Annotated in this window: 17 protein-coding genes; 7 read left to right on the forward strand and 10 right to left on the reverse strand. The window is 52.0% G+C overall.

What is annotated here, in order from left to right:
• Positions 1–57: 57 nt before the first annotated feature.
• Positions 58–621, reverse strand: coding sequence for a hypothetical protein (locus tag Q31b_RS09520; RefSeq protein ID WP_146599475.1), 564 nt, complete (start codon positions 619–621; stop codon positions 58–60).
• A 313-nt stretch (positions 622–934) separates the two neighbouring features.
• Here Q31b_RS09520 and rpmB point away from each other — a divergent pair, with 313 nt between their 5' ends.
• The 3 genes from rpmB to Q31b_RS09535 all read left to right on the forward strand — a co-directional run bounded on the left by rpmB (position 935) and on the right by Q31b_RS09535 (position 3,181).
• The gene (gene rpmB / locus Q31b_RS09525; RefSeq protein ID WP_146599476.1) at positions 935–1,204 is read left to right on the forward strand and encodes a 50S ribosomal protein L28; all 270 of its coding nucleotides are present in this window, start codon (positions 935–937) and stop codon (positions 1,202–1,204) included.
• 18 nt (positions 1,205–1,222) lie between these two features.
• Positions 1,223–1,534, forward strand: a complete 312-nt coding sequence (gene gatC, locus Q31b_RS09530; RefSeq protein WP_146599477.1) for an Asp-tRNA(Asn)/Glu-tRNA(Gln) amidotransferase subunit GatC — start codon at positions 1,223–1,225, stop codon at positions 1,532–1,534.
• A 63-nt stretch (positions 1,535–1,597) separates the two neighbouring features.
• Complete coding sequence (locus Q31b_RS09535; protein ID WP_146599478.1) at positions 1,598–3,181, forward strand: Na+/H+ antiporter NhaC family protein; 1,584 nt, start codon at positions 1,598–1,600, stop codon at positions 3,179–3,181.
• A gap of 791 nt (positions 3,182–3,972) precedes the next feature.
• Here Q31b_RS09535 and Q31b_RS09540 read toward each other — a convergent pair.
• Both Q31b_RS09540 and Q31b_RS09545 read right to left on the reverse strand, forming a co-directional pair.
• The gene (locus Q31b_RS09540) at positions 3,973–5,208 is read right to left on the reverse strand and encodes a hypothetical protein (protein ID WP_315860390.1); all 1,236 of its coding nucleotides are present in this window, start codon (positions 5,206–5,208) and stop codon (positions 3,973–3,975) included.
• Between the two features lie 12 nt (positions 5,209–5,220).
• Positions 5,221–6,513 carry an HlyD family efflux transporter periplasmic adaptor subunit gene (locus Q31b_RS09545; protein WP_146599480.1) on the reverse strand — a complete coding sequence of 431 codons (1,293 nt, stop codon included), beginning with the start codon at positions 6,511–6,513 and terminating at the stop codon, positions 5,221–5,223.
• A 224-nt stretch (positions 6,514–6,737) separates the two neighbouring features.
• On the opposite strand from Q31b_RS09545, the gene Q31b_RS09550 reads away from it, so the two are divergent.
• Positions 6,738–10,538, forward strand: a complete 3,801-nt coding sequence (locus Q31b_RS09550; RefSeq protein WP_146599481.1) for a glycoside hydrolase family 2 TIM barrel-domain containing protein — start codon at positions 6,738–6,740, stop codon at positions 10,536–10,538.
• Between the two features lie 176 nt (positions 10,539–10,714).
• Entirely contained in the window at positions 10,715–11,575 is an 861-nt protein-coding gene (locus tag Q31b_RS09555; protein ID WP_231617436.1) for a DNA-binding protein, read from the forward strand.
• 142 nt (positions 11,576–11,717) lie between these two features.
• Here the strand turns inward: Q31b_RS09555 and metF are convergent, their stop codons facing one another.
• Entirely contained in the window at positions 11,718–12,590 is an 873-nt protein-coding gene (gene metF / locus Q31b_RS09560; RefSeq protein ID WP_146599482.1) for a methylenetetrahydrofolate reductase [NAD(P)H], read from the reverse strand.
• 140 nt (positions 12,591–12,730) lie between these two features.
• On the opposite strand from metF, the gene mnmD reads away from it, so the two are divergent.
• Together mnmD and Q31b_RS09570 are read left to right on the forward strand one after the other, a co-directional pair.
• Positions 12,731–13,483 carry a tRNA (5-methylaminomethyl-2-thiouridine)(34)-methyltransferase MnmD gene (mnmD, locus tag Q31b_RS09565; protein ID WP_146599483.1) on the forward strand — a complete coding sequence of 251 codons (753 nt, stop codon included), beginning with the start codon at positions 12,731–12,733 and terminating at the stop codon, positions 13,481–13,483.
• Between the two features lie 291 nt (positions 13,484–13,774).
• The gene (locus tag Q31b_RS09570; RefSeq protein WP_231617437.1) at positions 13,775–14,071 is read left to right on the forward strand and encodes a hypothetical protein; all 297 of its coding nucleotides are present in this window, start codon (positions 13,775–13,777) and stop codon (positions 14,069–14,071) included.
• 253 nt (positions 14,072–14,324) lie between these two features.
• Here the strand turns inward: Q31b_RS09570 and Q31b_RS09575 are convergent, their stop codons facing one another.
• The 6 genes from Q31b_RS09575 to Q31b_RS09600 all read right to left on the reverse strand — a co-directional run bounded on the left by Q31b_RS09575 (position 14,325) and on the right by Q31b_RS09600 (position 22,183).
• Positions 14,325–15,572: a BON domain-containing protein gene (locus tag Q31b_RS09575; protein WP_146599485.1), complete on the reverse strand. Its 1,248-nt coding sequence runs from the start codon at positions 15,570–15,572 to the stop codon at positions 14,325–14,327.
• A gap of 380 nt (positions 15,573–15,952) precedes the next feature.
• Positions 15,953–17,491: a SpoVR family protein gene (locus Q31b_RS09580; RefSeq protein ID WP_146599486.1), complete on the reverse strand. Its 1,539-nt coding sequence runs from the start codon at positions 17,489–17,491 to the stop codon at positions 15,953–15,955.
• A 33-nt stretch (positions 17,492–17,524) separates the two neighbouring features.
• Positions 17,525–18,793 (reverse strand): YeaH/YhbH family protein, encoded by a 1,269-nt coding sequence (locus tag Q31b_RS09585; protein ID WP_146599487.1) that lies wholly within the window; start codon positions 18,791–18,793, stop codon positions 17,525–17,527.
• Between the two features lie 169 nt (positions 18,794–18,962).
• A complete protein-coding gene (locus Q31b_RS09590; protein WP_146599488.1) occupies positions 18,963–20,909 on the reverse strand; it encodes a PrkA family serine protein kinase in 1,947 nt (648 codons plus the stop codon).
• A 165-nt stretch (positions 20,910–21,074) separates the two neighbouring features.
• Entirely contained in the window at positions 21,075–21,356 is a 282-nt protein-coding gene (locus Q31b_RS09595; RefSeq protein ID WP_146599489.1) for a hypothetical protein, read from the reverse strand.
• Complete coding sequence (locus tag Q31b_RS09600) at positions 21,353–22,183, reverse strand: hypothetical protein (protein WP_146599490.1); 831 nt, start codon at positions 22,181–22,183, stop codon at positions 21,353–21,355. Before Q31b_RS09600 ends, Q31b_RS09595 begins: the two co-directional genes overlap by 4 nt.
• Positions 22,184–22,318 lie beyond the last annotated feature (135 nt).

The raw sequence follows: 22,318 nt of genomic DNA on the forward strand, positions 1-22,318 counted from the left end.
GTCCATCGATTGGCTCGGTCCGACGTTAGATCCCGTTTTCCTGAGTCTCGTCAGTCCCTACAGTCCGAGCGCTGAAGTCAACAGGCCGTCCATCAACACAATTGGCTTTTTCGCGACAAAGATGCGGTCGCCGGGGTGCAGGGCGTAATCGGATTCAGGGAGGACCGTCTTTCCACCTTCGGACATCTTCACATCCAATTTCACCCCGCCGATTGTTTGCGGTGAACTGCGGTATAGTACCACTTTCACGCCGCCGATTTCTTCGACCACACCTGATTGCGTCAAAAGGCTGCTAACAAACACGCTGCGACCGTCCGCTGGTAGCGGCAGGACGCGTGATTCTTCGCGATTTCCGTCTACTTGCAAAACGATGGCATTATTCGCTGCTGCTTCGCGAACGCGTTGATAGACCGTTTCGGTCATCGTTTCATCGAAACCCTTGTAATCCGCGCCCGTGCTATTGGAGACATATTTTGTTCCGTCAGGCGACGTTCCGGCCCCTGGCAAATGGATGCCAGGCAGATTGAAGGAGGTGCATCCAGTGGCGAAGATCGTCAAAATGGCCATTGACATGACCGTCGTCAGGCCGCTGAGACGTTCCAAATTCGTGGGTCGTTGCATCACAAAAGTCACCGCTTCGAGTGGATGTGTAATTGTGCCGATTAGGCAGGATGTAAGGGGCATCGGCTTTTTCGACGCAAAAACATCAGCAAATCCTAAAAAAGTCGACAATTTCGTTGAAGAACCTGTGCTCAGACCCCCTTTTCGTCCTTCACGCCGAGCCATTCGATCGCTATATTGCCGCTTCGAATGAAAGCAACCCCAGAGATTGACTCGGAGATTACCTCTGGATTGAATGCCCGGGAATCGAACGTGAATCGATCTGGGCGTACCGATTAAGCAGCTATACCCACATCAGTGGCGGAGAATCAAAATGGCACGGCAATGCGAAACCTGCGGTAAAGGTGTCCAAATGGGCAACCGAATCGAAACACGTGGTAAGGCCAAATACCTCGGTGGTGTCGGTACGAAAATTACTGGCTGCACCCGCCGGAAATTCGTTCCCAACCTTCAAAAAGTGCATGTAACGATGCCAAACGGAACCAACAAGACAATGCGAGTATGCGTGCAATGCATCCGCAGTGGTGCGGTTCGCAAAACGGTCAAGGTCAAGCCATTTGATGTCAGTGGTTCGAAGAAATAACGTCATTCGGATCCGCTCATGGCACTTTCACCTGATGAAGTCCGCCGACTCGGCCTCCTCGCCCGCTTAGAACTGAGCGAGGAGGAAGTCACTGCGCTCGGACCACAAGTCGCGTCGATTCTTGATTTCGTCGAACAGTTAGCTGATCTCGATACCGAGAACGTCGAACCGATGACGACAGCTCTCGACGTCGACAACCGTTGGCGTGCCGATGAGCGTGTGGCTGGTTTGACGAACGAGCAAGCCCTGCAAAACGCTCCGCAACGGGACGATGACTGCTTTTTAGTGCCACCTGTTTTAGGGACGGCGTCCGTCAAGGGCGATAGCTGAGGCCGGATCGGCGTCATAAGGACTCCTTTGATCTCGTCTACCTTCCTTCCGAGTCCTTTCTCTATGCAGTACGGTTTCGAGAGCATCCTGCCGCCATTGATCGCGATTGTCTTAGCGATTCTAACACGTAGGGTTTTGCTGCCGTTGGCGACTGGCATCTTTGTCGGCGCGATTCTGCTATCACTCGGCAAGCCTGATTCACGTTGGTTTGACAGTTTCATTCTGTTTCTCACGTCGCTTGTCGATTCGGTTCGTGATGCGGACCATCTAAAGACGCTTGCTTTTACGTTGCTGCTCGGAGCGATGGTTGGCGTCATGGAAATCGGTGGCGGCATTCGTTCGTTAATTTATCATTTGTCCAAACGCATCCGCTCGCGCAGTGGTGCAAAGGTGATGATCTCGCTCAGCGGTTTGATTATCTTCTTCGACGATTATGCCAACACACTACTGATTGGCGGGACGATGCGATCGACCGCCGATCGCTACAAGATTTCGCGTGCCAAGCTAGCCTATCTCGTCGACTCAACCGCGGCACCGGTTGCCGGTTTGTCGGTGATCAGTACGTGGACGGCGATCGAAATCAGCTACATCGCCGAAGGGCTCAAGGCGGCGGGTATCGACGATTCCTCTGCCGCATTTTCATTGTTCTTGGAGTCGATCCCCTATCGCTTTTATCCGGTGCTAGCGATTGTGATGGTGTTTTACGTGTCAATCAGTGGCCGTGATTTTTCGGCGATGCGAAAAGCTGAAAACGATGCGATCGATTCGAAAGAGGACGTCTTGCCTGAAACTTCCCTTAGCGATCCCGGTAGCGATTTACCGAGCCGACTTTGGTTGGCTGCCATCGTGCCGATTGCTTGCTGCGTCGCCGCAATTGTGTCGGTGCTGGTTTTCACCGGTAAACGCGAAGCTGAAGTCGCGCCCGAGATGAGTTCTTTTCGAGCAGCGATTGAAATTATCGGCAGCGGCGATTCCTACTTGGCGTTGATCCTCGGTGGCGTTGTGGGTTTGGTGATGGCGGTGTGGATGCACCGCCTACTCTCCAACTCTAGCAACTTTAGAATGTTGGAGGGAACGGTGCGGGGCGCGTTGCAGATGATGCCCGCGATGTTAATCCTCTGGCTGGCGTGGGCGTTGGGGGCGATGACTCAAAGTGATGCTCTCGATACGGGAGGTTATCTGTCACGCATTTTGTCCGATCGACTCGCGCCGGAGTGGTTACCGGCAACCGTTTTCCTACTGTCTGGCTTTGTCGCGTTTTCAACCGGGACGAGCTGGGGAACGATGGCCATTCTGACCCCTTTGGCCGTTACCCTGTCGATTGAAATGGACTCGGTCGCTGGACCTGCCGGCGTGATCTGCTTGGCGACCTCGGGTGCGGTTTTAGCCGGAGCGATTTTGGGAGATCATTGTTCGCCGATCTCCGATACCACTGTGCTCTCGAGTCGTGCCAGCGGGTGCAATCATGTCGAGCATGTTCGCACTCAAATGCCATACGCACTGATCGTCGGCAGTGTCGCAATCGTAGCGGGCTGCATCCCCGCGGCTTATGGAGTATCACCCTGGATTTGTCTGATCGTAGGCGCGGTGCTGCTGTGGTTCATTCTACGGCTAGTCGGTCGCCCCCCCTGTGCCCCAGGCTTCTAGCCTGGGGGTATCCTGATCCCAGGCTAGAAGCCTGGGCCACGTGTGTTGGTCCCGTGTGGCCCAGGCTTCTAGCCTGGGGGCATCCTGCTCCCAGGCTGGAAGCCTGGGCCACGTGTGTTGCTCCCGTGTAGCCCAGGCTTCTAGCCTGGGGGGGATCCTGATCCCAGGCTGGAAGCCTGGGCCACGAGTGTTGGTCCCGTGTGGCCCAGGCTTCTAGCCTGGGGGTATCCTGATCCCAGGCTGGAAGCCTGGGCCACGAGTGTTGCTCCCGTGTGGCCCAGGCTTCTAGCCTGGGGGCATCCTGATCCCAGGCTGGAAGCCTGGGCCACGTGTGTTGCTCCCGTGTGGCCCAGGCTTCTAGCCTGGGGGCATCCTGATCCCAGGCTGGAAGCCTGGGCCACGTGTGTTGCTCCCGTGTGGCCCAGGCTTCTAGCCTGGGGGCATCCTGATCCCAGGCTGGAAGCCTGGGCCACGTGTGTTGCTCCCGTGTGGCCCAGGCTTCTAGCCTGGGGGTATCCTGATCCCAGGCTGGAAGCCTGGGCCACGTGTGTTGCTCCCGTGTGGCCCAGGCTTCTAGCCTGGGGGCATCCTGATCCCAGGCTGGAAGCCTGGGCCACGTGTGTTGCTCCCGTGTGGCCCAGGCTTCTAGCCTGGGGGCATCCTGATCCCAGGCTGGAAGCCTGGGCCACGTGTGTTGCTCCCAGGCTAGAAGCCTGGGCCACGTGTGTTGATCTCAGGCTAGAAGCCTGGGCTACGTGTGTTGATCCCAGGCTGGAAGCCTGGGCTACGTTTTATGGCAAGGTCCGAACGAGAGTCATTAAAGCGAACCCGGTTCCGTAGGGTTGATGGTAGTCATACAAGGGATAGTCCCACCAGGAACCGTTTTTTTCTTGTTTCTCCAGGATCAATTTCGCCAGGTTAGCCTGATACAAATCTCGTTCGGCTGCAGGCAACAGGTCAATGCATAACGCAGCATAGAAGTGACCAAAATAATAGAAGTACCCTGCGACCTGCATCCACGATTCATGAGGAACCGGCCGTTTTCGCCCGATATCGAGCCAACCATTGCGGGCATAAAGATGAGCCAGCCAATGTTTGATGACCTGGTTGCTAACTCGTTCGTCGCCCCACATCCGCAGGGCGGCGTTGCAACATTGCGAGCGTCCCAAACTGCCACCCGGGCGGTTGATTTCTCGCATTGGTTGGTATTGAAGGTACTCGCCGTACAAGTAGGTGAAGTCGGGTTTCTGTTGCCGCTTGGTCGCAGCAATCGCTCGTCTTACCAATCGGCTTGGCGGCTCGATCGATGCTGCCTTCGCTTCGGCAAGTGCCACCAGGCAAGCTCCATTGACAAAACTGATCGAACTGGCAGTCGGCTGATTGGCCTTGTAACGGAAATCGTAATATCCCCAGCCACCATCGACCGACTCATATCGCTCGAGCATGTCGAATTGAGACTTTATCAACTCAACGATTTTCTCGGTTTTCTCGTTGTCGTCTTTATACCGAGGAAGCATGCGTACGAGGGCCGAAATCGAGTAAGCGTGTCCCCAAACGTTGTAGATTGCGTCGCCCGTTGCACGGCGAAGATCGGGCAAATAATCGATCAACCACTGCTCACCGCGGCGGAGCGCCGCAATTGCCGCAGGATCGTCGGTCTTCGTTTCGATCAATGCAGAGATGCAAAGAGAAGTCGTAGCGGTACGAAACGCATCATGAGCACCAGGAACCGGTGCAAAGATATTCAAACCTTTTGTTCGGGTTGGTGATCCCCACGAACCGTTCTTATTTTGGTCTTCCACCAAGAACTGAATTCCACGCTCGATCGCCGCCCTGATTGCGACCTCGCTCGGCAGGTCTTGTGTCGGCAAGATAGGTTCCAAAGAGAAATCAAAGTCTCCGATACGCTCGGCGACTTTGCTAGATTGACCTGAGCCAATGTTGTCATCTGCTACTAAGTCGACCCATGGACCTGCCAGGAGGAAACCCGTCAGGAATAGAATGGCCGATGGAGGCAATCGTTTCACAGTCAATCAACCTTATTGTTCAGTTTCGAATGCCAACACACAATTCATCGTCGGCATGATTTTGGGCATCTCCGAATCCGTTTCGTCTTCGGATTGTTTGAACGTGATCACGCAATCAAACTTGCCGCTGGCGTATGGAATGTTGGCGACGGATTTGACTTTTCCCACGGCTTTAAAATTGGGAAAGCCAGTTGCGGTGATCTGACAAGCCTTCCCTTTTTGGACCAAGTGCAAATGCTTTTGTTCCAAATCGACTCGAACGCGAAGTTTGTCAGGATCAACGATGGTCGCGACCACTTGATCTTGGGATACCTTAGCACCTGCTTCCAAATTACTTGGTTTGCTGCCCAACTGACCTCGCGTTAATTCACCGTACAGTACGATACCATCGATGGGTGCTTTTAGAACCGAGGCACGACGTTCCGCTTGCAGTTTCTCGAGATTCTCTTTTTCTTTTTCGAATTGATCTCGCTGTTTTTGTCGTTCGATCGTACGTTTCTTTTTGTCTGAATCGTAAGCTTGCATTGCCTTTTTATAATTGATTTGAGCCAAGCTCAAGCTCGTTTTTTGGTTGGCTTCCGATCTTGGAATCGATTGTTTGATTGCCCGTTGGGTTTGGATTTTTGCTCCGTCGTACCGAAACTGGGCCGATTCGACAGCTTGCTTCGCTCGTTTGAGAACGATCTCTTCGGACTCTTCGGTCAGATCGTCTTCCTCGTACATTTGAGTCAACTGTTCAAGTTCTTCTTCTGCATTTTCAAGATAGGCTTGGGCCGATTTTAAGCTAAACTCGGCTGACAAGACCTGGCGATCCCGGTCAACTCGCACAAAGTTGTCATAGTCCTGCTCAGCCTGGGCCAAGGTTCGCTTCGTTCGAGCTCGCTCAATCTTTTGAGTCTCGAGAAATTGCTCGTAGTCGAATTCAGCCTTCTCGAATGCGATTCTCGACAACGACAAAGCAACCTTGGCATCACTCAATCTCTTGTCGATATCCTCGGTTTCAAACCAAACGATGTTTTGCCCTTCACGAACGCGAGTCCCATGTGGCACGATTCGCTCAATGGTCCATGAGGTGATCTGCTCCGATGCCGGAGAAACGGTTTGCGAACGAACCGCTTCAAAGACTCCATTGAGTTCCGTTTTCTCCGCTTCCTTCTCTTTTTTATCAACCGGGGTTTCTGATTTCGAATCCTTCTTCGTCGACTCGTTTATGTTCGTCTCAGCGGCGTAAAGGGTTGTTGAAGGGGCTGCAAACAGGGCTGCAAGCAGGGAGAGCGTAGGGAGGCAATACAGATGGTTTCGCATGGTCAATGGTTCTCAAAAGAAATTCACGTGAGACACGGGATAGGACTATCCATGAATCTAAGTATACTCGGATTGAAACGAAAATTTCGTCGTCTACCGAATCAAACAGAAAGACAGGACAATTTGTCGCGAGCGGTTTTGTCCACTACGTAAGAAAACGCCGTCGCCCGTCCCACTTTGCGGTAACGTCCCCTTCCTTCCTTGATGAATAAGTGCGATCACTCATGAATCACTTTATCTACCAACATCGTACCAGCTCACGGACGTGCCTTTTCGCGACGATTTTATTCGCGACGATTTTTCTCGCGACGTCGGTCTCCTCGACGGCCAAGGCGGAGCCAAACGATTGGGAAAATGAGCAAGTCGTTGGGATGAATAAGCTCGACCCTCGAGCGACGTCGCTACCCTACCCGGACCGCGCGAGTGCCTTGGAAAGTACGTTTGGATCGAGTCCTTATGCTAAAAGTTTGAATGGTGATTGGAAATTCCATTGGGTAAAGCAGCCTAGCGATCGGCCGACCGATTTTTTCCGGGACGATTTCGATGTTTCGAATTGGGACAACCTGTCCGTGCCAAGCAATTGGCAGCTCAAGGGCTACGGGGTTCCTGTATACACCAATATGGAGTACCCGTTCAAAAAAGATCCACCTCGCGTGATGGGCGAACCGCCCAAGCATTACACGACCTATGACCATCGAAATCCCGTCGGATCGTACCGCCGTGATTTCACCGTCCCCGATGATTGGGACGGCCGCCAAATCTTTCTGCAATTCGATGGCGTCGACTCCGCTTTCTACGTTTGGGTTAACGGCGAAAAAGTAGGCTATAGTCAAGATAGTCGCACGGTAGCCCTCTTCGATATCACCAATCACCTGCGGTCTGGGAACAACACCGTCGCGGTCGAAGTTTATCGGTACAGTGACGGCAGCTATCTGGAGGACCAGGACTTTTGGCGGCTTAGCGGTATCTACCGCGACGTGACCCTTTGGTCCGCCGGCTCGCTTCACGTACGCGACTTCTTCGTGCACACCGACTTGGATGAAGCGTACGAAGATGCACTGCTAAGCATTGATGTTGAAATTGCGAATGACTCGGACGATGAGAACCGCTTTACAATTGAAGCCGAGCTTATTGATGATACTGGAAAAACGGTTTTCAATGACCTTAACGCTGTCGACAAGGTGTCTGCAAAACAATCGTCCATCGTTCAGCTCCGTCGAAAAGTCGAATCGCCCGAACAATGGTCAGCGGAACAACCGAATCTCTATCGACTGCTACTGACGGTGAAAGACGACTCCGGCGACATCGTCGAGGTGGCAACCACAAAGGTTGGGTTTCGTGAAGTGGAAATCAAGGACGGGCTCTTACACGTCAATGGAAAAACGGTCTACCTAAAAGGTGTCAATCGCCATGAACATGATCCGGATACCGGGCATACGATCTCTGTTGAATCGATGATTCGCGATATTGAATTGATGAAACGGTTTAACATCAATGCGGTTCGGACGTGTCACTATCCCAACATTCCTTTGTGGTATGCGCTGTGCGATGAATACGGTTTGTATGTCGTCGACGAAACGAACATCGAATCGCATGGCATGGGATACGGCCCCGAATCATTGGCGAAATTCCCAAGTTGGGGAAAAGCTCATCTTGATCGAGCCAAGCGAATGCTAGAACGTGACAAAAACCATCCGTCCGTGATCATTTGGTCGCTCGGCAACGAGGCGGGCAATGGAGTCAACTTCTTTGCAAACTACGATTGGTTTAAGGCACGCGATCCTTCACGTCCTGTCCAGTACGAGCAGGCCGGTTTTGGGCAGCGGAATACGGACATTCGTTGTCCGATGTATGCTCCCATCAGCCGGATTGTTAAATATGCGAAAAACGATGCGGACCGACCGCTGATTCTATGCGAGTATTCCCATGCGATGGGCAACAGCGTTGGGAATTTCAAAGACTACTGGGATGCGATTGAGTCGAACCCAGCCTTGCAGGGCGGTTTTATCTGGGACTGGGTCGACCAAGGCCTTCGGAAAGCGAAACCCAAAATGACTCGGATGATCGATCTCGCCGAACCAACCGTTACCGCTCAACTCGCTGGTGAACTCGATCCGCAAAAGGGGGTGTCGGTTCCCGTCGCCCTCGATCAAAGTGACAAACAACAAATCACGAACGCAATTACGCTTGAAGCGGTCATTCGTGGTCAGAAAGCAAGTGATTTCTCACCTCTGATCTCCAAGGGAGATCATCAATACCTGCTTCGACTCGGTAATGGCGGCGTCAATTTCACGCTGCACATTGGGTCTTGGAAAAGCTTGAATGTACCCTATGCCGATGCAAAACTCACTGAAGGAGAGAACCGAATCACGGCAACCTATGACGGATCGAAAATGGTGCTGTATGTCAACGGCTCGCCAATCGCCGACGTGAAAGCATCGGGAAAGATTGATCCGAGCGGCTACCCAGTCAACATCGGTCGTAACTCGGAGATTCTCAAACGGGAAACCTTGGTGCCGATTCTTGAGACGAGAATTTATGACCGTGCCCTAAGTGCCGATGAAATCGCAAATGTCGAACGTCGTAGTAGCGAAGGTTTGGTTTCCCACCTCGATTTCTCAAAACCAGTCGACGGGACGGGTGAGTCCGCGGTCGAAACTTGGGCGGACGCCGACGAGCCAACTTTCTTTGCCTTTGGTGGCGATTTTGGTGACCAACCCAATACCAACAACTTTTGCATGAATGGCCTGGTGCAACCTGACCGAGTACCCAATCCCCATTTGTGGGAAGTCAAGAAGGTTCATCAAAACGTCAAAATGGAAGCGGTTGATTTGGAAAACGGAAAGGTCAAGATTACCAACAAATTCGTTTTCACAAATCTCAACGAATACGCTGGGAAATGGGTTGTGCGATTCAATGGCAAACCGATCCAATCGGGTGAGCTAGAACCAATCGATATCGAACCCGGACAAAGTCAAGTCGTCTCGATTCCGTATAGAAACCTGCGTTTGTCTGGTGAGTATTTGTTGACCGTTTCGTTTGAGCTCAAAGAAGACACGAAATGGGCCGATGCGGGGCATCGAATTGCTTGGGAACAATTCGAAGTCAAACCGTGGGACGCATCCCCCTTCCTCGGTCAAACCGGGGTACAAAAGATAGGCACGAGTAAGACGGACGACGAATTACGTGTTACCGCCGGAAACGCTGTTTTCACCTTTGATGTGACGAACGGTTCGTTGACTTCGATACAAAACGGCGGCACCGAGTTGTTAGCCGCTCCGCTAGAAGCAAATTTCTGGAAGGCTCCCAATGATAACCAAATGAAAAATGGTTACGGCAATCGTTTAGGTGCGTGGCGTACTGCGGCAGCAAATCGCGAATTGATTGACTTTGACGTTGAAAAGGCGGACGATCACTTGGATGTCGTCTTCGCATCGAGGTTGCCTGTTGGCAATGGGGATAGCATTTATTCGCTGAAGTACACCATTTTGTCGAATGGCGCGATCACGGTGACAGCGTCCTACAAGCCTGGAAGCGGAGAGATTCCGCTGTTGCCTCGGTTCGGTGTCGAGTTCGCGGTTCCTAAGAAGTTGGACGATGTGTCTTGGTATGGCCGCGGGCCCCATGAAACGTACTGGGATCGCAAAACGGGTGGCGAAATCGCTGTATATCAGTCGACTGCCACGGGGATGCCTTTCCCCTATTGTCGGACTCAAGACACCGGCAATCGGACCGACGTGCGATGGATGAGAATAGGCAACCACTCGGGGCGCGGGTTGACGCTTGTCGGAGACCAACCATTGAGTATGAGTGTATTGCCGTTTACGATCCATGATATCGAAGCGGCAACCCATCCGTTCGACCTGCCGCGTCGACCGTTCAATCGTGTCTTTGTCGATTATAAACTCCATGGCGTTGGAGGCGACAATAGCTGGGGAGCTAAAACGCATCCCCCGTACACGCTCCCTGGGAACGAGCCCTATGAGTTTTCGTTTACGATCGTCGGCTTCGCCGCAAACCCATAGGCGAACAGGCCAAATGACAAGTTGCAAACAGGATCAGCTCGCGAATTTGTGACGGGTTGGTGACTTGCCAGCAAATTTGTGGCAAAATGGTAATCTTCGCAAGAGGCTTGGGGGGTATTTCGGCACCCCAGGCATTTTGATGATCGATTCCTATCTTATCACCGACCAAAATACATATGGCAAAAAAGCAACCAGCTAAGCTTCCGGCAACGGTAACCAGACGATTGGGAAAAGTTTCCGACGTCGATTTAGCGAAGGAGTCCGGTATCGATTTAGAAACGATTCGTACCGCCCGGCAAATCCGAGGGATTCAACCTCGATTATGGACTGCATGGAAAGCGAAAGACATCAAATTGCTCGGCACGATGTCGGATGTTGAGGTTGCAAAACGGGTCGGTGTCACGAAAACGGCTGTTTGTCGAAAACGCCAAAGTCTTGGTATCGAACCGTATGGCGAATCGCGGAAACAGGCTCGGCACCGTTGGACAAAGAAGCAGCTTGCTTGGCTGGGGAAAATCAGCGATGCGGAGGTTGGCCGACGGGTCGGACTCGATGCAACCACGGTGGCAACGAAGCGAGAATCGCTCGGCATCGAAGCGACGCGAAAAGGACGGGCGGCGCGAAAATGGTCCAAGAAGGAACTCTCTTGGCTCGGCAAATTGCCGGACGCCGAGATTGCTCGTCGGATGAAGATCGGACGCCGAAAAGTGATCGTGAAACGACGACTACTCGGTATCGAAAATCCGACGGTTGCCGCGGCCAAGGCGCGATGGACGCCAGAGGTCATCAAGATGCTCGGGAAAATGCCTGACGCGGTCGTCAGCGAAAAAACGGGGATTCCCAAATCGGCGATTAGCGCTTACCGAAGTCGTCATAATATCCGGATCAAACGCAAGCAACATGTTTGGACTCGCGAAGATATCGAGATACTCGGTAAAAAGTCGGATGCCGCGATTGCTAAAAAATTGGGACTGAAACCATCAACGGTCGCTGCCAAACGACGACGATTTAAGTTGCCAACGGCGAAAGGCAAGTAGGCGGTTTGATCTCAGTGCACGGTCACAGCCCCTGTTTTAGTGTAGTGGATCTTGTTAAAGATCCTGCGTGGGGGATCTTTGACAAGATCCACTACCGGGCTGTGGGGGATCTTTGACAAGATCCACTACCGGGCTGATTCTCTTAATGGGCGGCTAGCTCCAAGCCATCGAGAAGTTTTTCAGCGGCTTCGCTTTTGTTAAGCACGTAGTAGTGGATGCCAGGGACCTGGTTCGAAATCAGGTCAATCGTTTGTAAGCGAGCATGTTCGACGCCGACGTTGAACTGATAATCAGCGTCGTCATTTTGGTTCATCGATTCTGCTAAACTTTTGGGGATTGCAGCCTTGCACATCGCAGCAATCCGTTCGGCTTGCTTGAAATTTGTCACCGGCAAGACGCCTGGTATGATTGGGACGGTAATCCCCGCAGCGACACAATCGTCACGGAATCGGTAAAAGTCAGCATTGTCATAAAACAGTTGAGTGATGATGACATCGGCGCCCGCGTCGACTTTGCGTTTCAAATTATCCAAATCGGTTTTCGCATCGACAGCTTCTTGGTGGACCTCGGGATAGCCAGCGACCGCGATTCCAAAATGATTGAAGTTTTCTCGAATCATCGCCACCAGTTCATTCGCATACCGAAGCCCTCCTTCAACCGCTTCGAATTGTGCCGATCCTTTGGGTGGGTCACCGCGAAGAGCCACCAAATAGTCGACTCCACGTCGGTGAGCTTCCTGTAGGAACGCAGCCAATTGGTCAACCGTGCTACCGACGCAAGTCAAATGGGATGCAACTGGCAACCCGGTTAATTTTTTGACTTTCTCGACGACATCGAGTGTCGAGTCTTGGGTCGAGCCACCCGCACCGTAAGTGCAAGTAAAAAATGCGGGATCGAACGATCGCAATCGCTCAACATTATTAAGCATCGCCTCGATTCCCGATTCGGTCTTGGGCGGAAACAATTCGAAGGAAATCGCACATCGAGACGATTGGTAATGAGAAGCTAAAGTCATAAGTATCTAAGTTTGAGGATTATTCAGGTTGGGGGATTGTTCAGTGCGGGCAGTGTCTTTTGTTCATCGGGCGTCCTAACATAGCGTACTGATAAATTTGGTTCAAATGACCCGTTTTTTCCTTGGACGCCGTCTTTACAATGAATGAGGACAAAAAGAATGCTCGGCACAGGTCGACTCTGCCGACCGACCGCGATGATTTGCGGATCCAAGTGACCGATGACACTAGCTATACTTTAATTCGGATTGGCAGCGACGTCACCTACCATAGCAGCAGTGGGGCGATGGCTGAAACGAAGCATGTGTATTTAGGAAACAGCGGAATCGCGGCCCGTTTACGGGCTGGAAAAGCCAGCAACGTACTCGAAGTAGGTCTCGGTACAGGGATGTCGATGCTGATGACTGTCGATTTAGCAGTTCAAACGGATGCTCCACTCGATTACGTAGCGATTGAGTGGGATTTACTTTCGGAATCGATCCTCCGTGGTTTGAAACCCGAAACGTGGCTTCAGGATGGCTCTCTAGCCAACGAATATTTATCTTGGCGATCGCGTTTAGGGGCCGCCGAATTGCCGTCGACACATACATGGCACGCGGGTGAGAAACAACGTGTCACAATTCACTGCATCGATGCTGAGCAATTCAATGGTACGCCGGAGCAGTTTGATGGGATCTATTTTGATCCGTTCGCACCGGAAGTCAGTCCGGGTCTTTGGGAACTTCCGGTTTTGGAGCGAATGTTTGACGTCCTCAAAAGTGGCGGAACATTAGTGACATACTGTGTCAAAAGGCAAGTTCGCGACCGCTTGGCGGCGGTAGGATTTAGCGTTCAAAAGTCGCCTGGCCCGCCGGCTGGCAAACGAGAAGTTCTCATTGCCAAGAAAATACGGTAAGCTCTTGCTGTGAGGAATCTTAATGCGGCCACTAAGTTTCTGGCAATAAGATTCTGGCAATAAGTTTCTGGCAATAAGTTTCCTACGCCAGCGGCGTTAGATACCGTAGCCCAGGGTTAAAGATGTCAATTGCCTTTGCGATTGACGCTGCAACCCTGGGTAAACTGGAACAATACCGCGTCAATCGTTTTTCGTACAACACTCGATTTTGAGCACTCTAGGGTGGTCCACTCGCAAAGTAGAAATATGCAAACGGACGGAGAATCCATTCGGATAGGGTCACCATTTAAAGTGGATCCTCCGCAACTCAATGAGTTGGCCGGCCAAGCCGTCAACGCCTCGTTCGAAATCGATTCGGACGCAACGCCGATTCGATATGTTGCGATGGGAAGTGTTGCTGCGTCGGCAATGGTATTAACATTCGCGATAGCCGCGGTATACTGGTTTCCACTTGGCGGTGCGATGATTGCAGGGCTGGGGTGTTTGTTGTCGGTATTCGGACTCTCTTCACCCCATCGAATCAAATCCGCGGCTCTGCTAGTGATCCATGCTGCAATTTTTCTGTTTTGCTACAGCCAAACGATGTGATGGTCGCTTGGTTCACCGGGCGAAAAACGCCTTTGCCCGGGGGGGCAAAAGTTGATCGGAGCCAATCGGTGGACGGTGTCAGGATCGGAGGGCTGAGCGACACTGCTGGCATATGAAAAGACCCGCGGCGAGTTCTTGTCACTCGTCGCGGGTCCAAATTCATTCACGATCTATCTACTGGAAAGATCTCCAGAGCTCATACCTTCAAGCCGCCTTCTTTATCGATCTTACTTGTCGGGCTTACTTGTCGGCCTTACTTGTCGGTGAAGTCGAGGAACCACCAACCGTCGTCCCATTCCAAGCTGACTTTTCGCCAACCGAGTGGAACTTGAGGATAGGGATAGAACGGGCCGATGTATGGCCATGCCGATGGGCTATACTGCTGAGGATAGGTCAATGCAGCGTAGTTGGGGTGAGCGGAGTAACCGGGCCAAGCATAGTTTGGCAAGTTCGGTGTATCGTAGCGAGGTGCTCCGCCGCCACTGTAAGGGGCCATTGGAACGGGTTGTCCCATTGTAGGAGCGCCCATACCGTAACCGGCTGGTTGTGCTTGCATCGGATGTTGTTGGTTCATTCGATAGGGCACTGGCTGTGCTTGAGCGTTTTGACGGTGCGCGACCGTTTGGGCTGGAACGGACGCCGTTGCCACGCGGTTGGGTGCGGGAGCCAGATCGGCTTGTACCGACTGAGACGCTGGAATGCGAATCAAATCTTCCACCCCGTAGCCCGCAGCAGCCCGGTTGGCAATTTCAATGATCGTATTTCGTTGAGCTTCCGAAGCCGCTCGCCCTTTCAAGGTAACGACACCGTTGTTACTGGTCACGTCGACGCCGAAACCGCGTAGTTGGCCCGAACGTTGTGCGTTTCCAAGAGCTTCGATGACCGATGAGACAGCTTTCTGGTCATTGTTTGCGAGCGGTGCCGTGTCAAGCTCAACCGCTGCGGTTGGACGAACCTCGCCTGGCACCACTTGTTGTGTGGCAATCTTTTGCATGTCAGCCTGTTTGACTGGCGACTTCGAAACCGGGTTGCTCTCAACCAAATTCTGGTCTTCGCTGGAGCCCATTGCAGCCACGGCTTGGCTAAACGAAAATCCTGAATCGGATGTTTCGGCTTCCATTGCGGGGGGCTTGATTGGCTTGGCGACCTTGGCGATCGTCTTAGCTGGGCGAACCAATTTTGCTTCGTCTACAGGTGCTTGAGCAACTTTTGCTTCAGCGGTGACGGTCACTTCATCAATGACCCGTTCGATACCTTCGAGTCCATCGGCGGTCTTCAGAACAAGATCTTTTTGTCCTGCTTGACTAACATTGCCGCGGAAAACTACCACGCCATTGTCGACTTTCATGTCGAGCGTGAAATCCTTCAACGCTCCTTGGTCTCGATTAACTTTTAACCGTTTGATAATTTGTTCGGCGATTTCTCGGTCGCCGCCCCAGACCTGCATCGGCCCGAGAGCAGCGATCGCGGCAATCGCTAGTCCGAAATATGTGCTTCGCATGGAAATGCCTCCCTACAGTCGTGAATCGTTCCGATGCTTACGTGGGTCGAAGGCCCAGCCGCACGATGCGACATGGATGTCACCGCTAAAGGCGACTGATCCTACGACCGATCACAACAGACCGGTGTTACAGGTTGTTTCGGTTATTCCGCCACCGTTTGGGTAGGTTTTTTCGGATTTTGTCGCTAAATTCGGATATTCAGTCCTTCGCCTCGCTTGCGGCCAGCCGTCTGGTTTCGTTTTTGTGCCATCGGAGGCTCCGCCACGACAATTGTCAGAGATGCAACGGAAACGAGCTCTCGAGCGGTATCCCTCGATCCGTCCCTCGATCCCTAAACGCCCCAGGTTGTGCGATTTCACGACGATGCGGCGCCGCTGGGTTACGGCATTGGCATCGCTTCGTATTCATCGAGTGTGATGCCGGTCTCGGGATCGGTTTCTAGCATGCGGACCCGGTAGCCCCACAGATTCGCAACATGCCGCAGCGTCCGCTTGCACTGTTCTTTGTTAAGCTGTCGTCCGCTGTGAACGCGATGCGTCAACACCAAGCGGCGACTGCCTTTCAAATCCGCATCGGTGACTTCAATATCAGGGTCCTGCTTTGAAAGGTCATACTCGGACGCCAATTGTTGGCGAATGTTTCGATAGCCGCGTTCGTCATGGATATCGCTAATGGAGACGAATGGTCGCTCCGAATGGTTGTTGACCGCAAACATTCTTAGCTCTCGGATCAAACGGGGGCTCAGAAACTGCATCACAAAACTCTCGTCACGATACTCTTCCCAAGCCTGGCGAATGGTCTGCATCGCTTCTCCGTTACCCGCGATCTCAGGAAACCACTCGCGATCCTCCTCATCCGGCTCGTTACAAATGCGTTGAATATCCCGCATCATCGCAAACCCGAGCGCGTAGGGATTGATGCCTCGATAGAACTTTGAATCGAAGGAGGGCTGGGTAACAACCGCCGTGTGCATATGCAGAAATTCTAGCATCGCACCTTGGTCAATTTGGCCGCGATCATGCAATCGGTTCATGATCTCGTAATGCGTGAACGTTGCACAGCCTTCATTCATCAACTTGGTCTGTCGCTGAGGATAGAAGTACTGAGCCAAACGGCGAACGATCTCCAGGACCTCCCGTTGCCAATCCTTCAATTTTGGCGCATGACGAGCCAAGAAGCGGAGAAGGTTTTCTTGCGGCAATTCCAAAGTATTTCGTTCCTGCTTCGCTTCCTCCTCCGTCGCCGTTAGCGGTTTCGCGAGGCGATCGGTCGACGTCGGCAGTGTTCGGTAAAGATCATTAAACGTTGACTCTAAATAGTTGGCTCGCGATTCAGCTTTCTGTTTCTTGTCGGACGTCGATTGACGCTTCGGGGCGTAGCGGTCGACACTCTGTTGCATCAGAGCGTGGGCCGAATCGAGCAGGTCCTCAACCGCATCGAGACCGTATCGTTGCTCACAATCGGCCAAAAACTTTTTCGCATAGGACAATTCATCGAGTACTCGGTCGGCACGCGTCCATTGCCGGAACAATTGATTGTTCTTGAAAAAGTGGTTGTGTCCAAACGCGGCGTGAGCGATCACCAACGTTTGCATGGTTGCCGTGTTTTCTTCCATGATGTAGTTGACACATGGATTTGAATTGATCACCAACTCGTAGGCCAAGGACTGTGCACCTTTGCGATAGAGCATCTCCTCGCGAGCAAACTTTTTGCCGAATGACCAATGGCGATACATCGTCGGCATTCCAATCGCAGCGTAGGCATCGAGCATTTGCTCGGATGTAATGACTTCCAATTGGTTTGGATAGGTGTTCAAACCAAGTTCACCAACGGCGATTTCTTCACATGCATCGTAGATGTGCCGTAGCAGATCAAAATCCCATTCCGAACCATGGTAAAGAAGGCGTTTGTTGGTCATGCTCGATTCCTTAGCGGCCTTTTCGGGCAGGCTCTAACGCGAATGTTCGTTGGCAAAAAGATCATGAAAGACATGAAAAATCTCCGCTGCCTCGTTCACTTCCGCACGTGCAAAGTTCTGATGCTGTTCCTGGAGCGAGGTATACCCATTCCACAACACGCTCGTTCCAGGAAAGATGTCATCGCCGACTTCGATATAGGCATAATATTGGCAAATCGGCAAAATTCGCTGGCTCAATAGAGACAACGTGTTTTGCATATCGTAGTCGAAGTTGTGACCATCGGAGACTTGAGCGGCGTAGATGTTCCAATCATCGATAGGGTAGCGAGCGTCGACAATCTCAATCATTTTATCGAGCGCCGACGACACCACCGTGCCTCCCGATTCGCGTCCATGAAAAAATGTATCCTCGTCGACCTCGCTCGCTAAATAGGTATGCCGAATGAAGACGAGTTCCACGGATCGATAATGCCGTTTGAGAAACAAATGCAGCAGCATATAGAATCGCTTTGCTAAATCTTTTAACTGCTCGGTCATGGATGCGGACGTGTCCATCAAACAAAACATGACCGCTTGCGTGGTCGGTCGTGGCAATCGTTCGAAACGGGTGTAACGCAAATCGACCGTGTCGAGAAACGGAACCTGCTGCATTCGGATCCGGTTGGACGATAGGAGTTTGCGAATCCGATCGGCTTCGACGTCGTCATTTTTTTCGAGAGCTTTGCTTAGCAATGCCTCGAGCTCTTGCATTTCTGACTTCGAGGGTCTTCCCAGTGCGATCCGCCGCGATAGACTGCGCCGCATCGTTTGCCGTAGATTCATCCGCTGAGGTGCACCGTCTTTCGCAAACCCCGCACGAACTCGCTCGGACGACGTGAGAGACTTCAACTTCTTTTTGGCCAAATTCGGAAGCTCTAAATCCTCAAAGAAAATGTTCAGGAACTCGTCGCTGCTAATCACAAACGAAAAGCTATCCTCCCCCTCGCCATCGGGGCTACCCTGCATTCCGCTACCGCCTTCACCCGATGACGGTTTCGAAATGACGTCACCTCGTTTGTAATCCTTGTTGCCTGGCAAAACAAATTGGCGGTTCCCATGCTTTGGATCGTGATGAAAGCTAGGTTCCTGTAAATCCTTGCTATCGATCGAAATCTCTTGGCCGTTTTCTAAGTCAGAGATTTTGCGATGGCGTATCGACTGATTGACCGCCTCGCGAATGTGAGACTTCATACGGCGGAGAAACCGTTGCCGGTTTCCCAGACTTTTGGATTTTGGATTTCGGCGACGATCGATCACGTGCATAGCATTCAACCTTTCTGATGCGAGGCGGACAAAACCTACCGTAGTGGATCTTGTCAAAGATCCGTCGGCATGGGGATCTTTAACAAGATCCACTACCTGTTCAACACGCTTGCATGGGGATCTTTAACAAGATCCACTACCTGTTCAACACGCTTGTACCTGACAAAGCCTAGCTTGATTTACTGACTCGCATGTACCAATCCACCAAACGGCGAACCTGACGCTGAGTGTAACCACGTTTTGACATTCTCTGGACAAACTCATTGTGTTTCTGTTCCGCTTCGTTGTCCTTCTTCGCGCCGAAACTGATCACTGGCAACAACTCCTCGATCTGGCTAAACATTCTCTTTTCGATGACATCACGGATTTTCTCATATGAATTCCAACTTGGGTTTTGGCCTTCATTTTTGGCGCGGGCGCGGAGCGCAAACTTGACGACCTCGTACCGGAAATCCTTGGTGTTTGCGATGCCCGCGGGATGTTCAATCTTTTCAAGTTCCTCGTTCAAAATATCGCGGTCCATTAATTGACCAGTGTCGGGATCTTTGAAGTCTTGATCGTCAATCCACGCATCGGCATAGGAGATGTATCGATCGAAAAGGTTTTGTCCATAGCTGTGGTACGATTCGAGGTAAGCTTTACGAATCTCGTTGCCGATGAACTCGGCGTACCGAGGCGCCAATTCCTCTTTAACAAACTCAATATACTCTTGCTCGACATCTTCGGGTAACTGTTCGCGGCGGATCGATTGCTCGAGGACATACATCAAGTGAACGGGATCGGCAGCCACCTCTTCGGTGTCAAAGTTGAAGGTTTCGGAAAGGATTTTGTATGCGAAGCGCGTCGAAACTCCCTCCATCCCTTCGCTAACGCCAGCAGCATCGTGGTATTCTTGGACCGTGCGAGCTTGCGGGTCGGTATCCTTCAACGACTCACCATCGTAGACTCTCATTTTGGCATAGAGGCTCGAATTGTCATGCTCTTTGAGACGGGTTAGCACGGAAAACCGAGCCATCATTTCAAGTGTATCGGGAGCACAAGGAGCGTTGCCGAGTTCGCTGTTTTGAACCAGCTTTTCGTAGATCATCTTCTCTTCGGTCACGCGTAAACAATAGGGGACCTTCACGACACAAATACGGTCGAGGAAGGCTTCGTTGTTTCGGTTGGCACGAAAACTCTCCCACTCCGACTCATTCGAATGAGCCAAGACCGCTCCTTGATACGGCATCGCGCCCACGTTCTCGGTACCCACGTAGCTGCCGTCTTGGGTCGCTGTTAGCAACGGATGCAGCATCTTGAGGGGCGCCTTGAACATTTCGACAAACTCCAACAAGCCTTGTGTGGTCCGATTCAATCCTCCGGTGTAGGAGTAGGCATCCGCGTCATCTTGCCCAAAGTGCTCTAATTTGCGGATGTCAACTTTGCCGACGAGCGACGAGATGTCCTGGTTGTTCTCGTCGCCAGGTTCCGTTTTCGTTACACAGCACCTTCGCTGTTCCGATGGCACGACACGAACGACTGAGAATTTTGAGATGTCGCCGCCATACTCGTCGAGCCGTTTGACGGCCCATGGCGACATATACCCAGGCAATCTTCGCCGCGGAATACCGTAGTCATCCTCTAACAGCATTCCCATCGTGTTGGGATCGAACAGCCCGAGCGGACTCTCGTAAATCGGGCTAACTTCGTCGTCGGCGCACAAAACGTAAACGGGCCGCTTTTCCATCATCCGTTTAAGTTGTTCGCTGATCGAACTTTTACCACCGCCAACCGGGCCGAGTAGATAAAGAATCTGTTTCCGTTCCTCAAGTCCTTGGGCTGCATGACGAAAATAGCTGACGATCCGTTCGATCGTTTCCTCAAGCCCAAAAAAATTACTGAATGACCTGTAACGTTTGATTGTCCGGTTCATAAAAATCCGCCCTAGACGCGAATCTTGGGACGTATCAAACAGTTCCGGCTCTCCGATCGCATCGACCATTCGCTCGGCCGCAGAAGCGTAGAGCGAAGCATCTTTGGAGGCACTTTCGAGAAACTCTTTGAGTGTCATTTTGACTTGTTTATGCTTCTCGTAATTCTCGCTGTAGAGACGCAAAATATCCGTTGGGTTCGTCATGGCTCACTCGCACGGCAAGAGAAAAAGACTGCGAAGAACAATCGTGACACTATTATAAGATCGCATGGCGATTGCCCCCAAATCATTTGGCTCAAGAAACGGCCAAAGAACAAGCCCTAACTCATTGCTTGATAGAGGTTTGCGAAAAGAAAAGAAAACTGGATTTCACATCAAGCGACGGGGGGATGCGTCATCAGGTTCGGCATCCAACGGCCGATCGATCCGAAAGAGTAGCTGAGTCAACCATGCCGAGCGGCAACATAGAAACAGTCCAAAGACCAACGCGACCGTGCCGGAAAACCAGCCGAAGACTTCGGGTGGCTCCGTTAAGAAATAGCTAGCATATCGGCTTGCGAGAAACGCCCAAACGAATGCGGAGACGGCCCGAAACAGCAGCCACAGCCCGAGCAACTTGCAGGCAACGTTAAACAGGGAACGCTCCGTCATTCGCCTGACCGAAGTGAAAGGATGAGTGGTTCATCGCCAGCGGCGGCAATTTCGAGATCGCCCCAAACCCGTGTTTTGGAAACTCCGTCGGCGGTCCCTTTGAATGTCAAAGAGTATTCGCCTTTGGGTAATTTTGAAAAGGCAAACGCCGGCCTTGGTCCGCCCACTTCGATGTTCGCACCAGGCTCGATGTTGTCAGGAGCGGGCGATAGGGTGAATGTGCCTCGTAGGGTACTACCCGTATCGACGCGTCCCTTGATGACTCCAGTTTCGGAACCGTTTTCCGCATCATCCGATTCCTCGTCTACGGAAGCCAATTTGTCGTCCGAGCTTACATCCGCAGTCGTGGATGAATTGCCGCTTTTCGCATAGCCCGCCGAAATCACTCGGTTCAATTTCTGCGAACCGTCGCTGGCGATCTTGATCGCATCGACATTCATTTTTCCATCAAGCACCGTCAATGCGAAATGCATCGTTGCGTCGTCGGCTGAAAGCGTCGTAAAAGCAAGTATGGTATCCTTTGGCACACTCTCGTCCCCGTCAAACGGGGACAATAAATGCAGCGTTTCAGCAGACCCAAATTTACCTTGGCCCGATTGGGTTTGCAAAAAGAATTGGATCCCAAGTTGATCGCCCTGCAATGCGATTTCTAATTTGGGGACCGCATAATTTGACTCTTCAGAAATCTCCCAAACGCCTGCGAGCGACTTCTGTTGGGCAGCCAAACTCGGTCGCTTCTCATCCTGGGCTCGCAAGACGCCTGGCGAAGACAAGCCAATTGCTAGGAAACAAACGACGCCAATACAAAGCCTCGACCTGGTTTTCATTGCGATTCTCAACTCAAAATGGGATGACTGGTGAAATAGGGGGAAGGGATATCACCTAGCCCCCTCTTCCGAGACTGCCCCATGATAGCTTGAAACGAGAAGGAGACGTTGGACGCATTTGTAAGCCGGGTCAGA

It is taken from the genome of Novipirellula aureliae, assembly GCF_007860185.1.
GTDB classification, from domain to species: Bacteria; Planctomycetota; Planctomycetia; order Pirellulales; family Pirellulaceae; genus Novipirellula_A; species Novipirellula_A aureliae.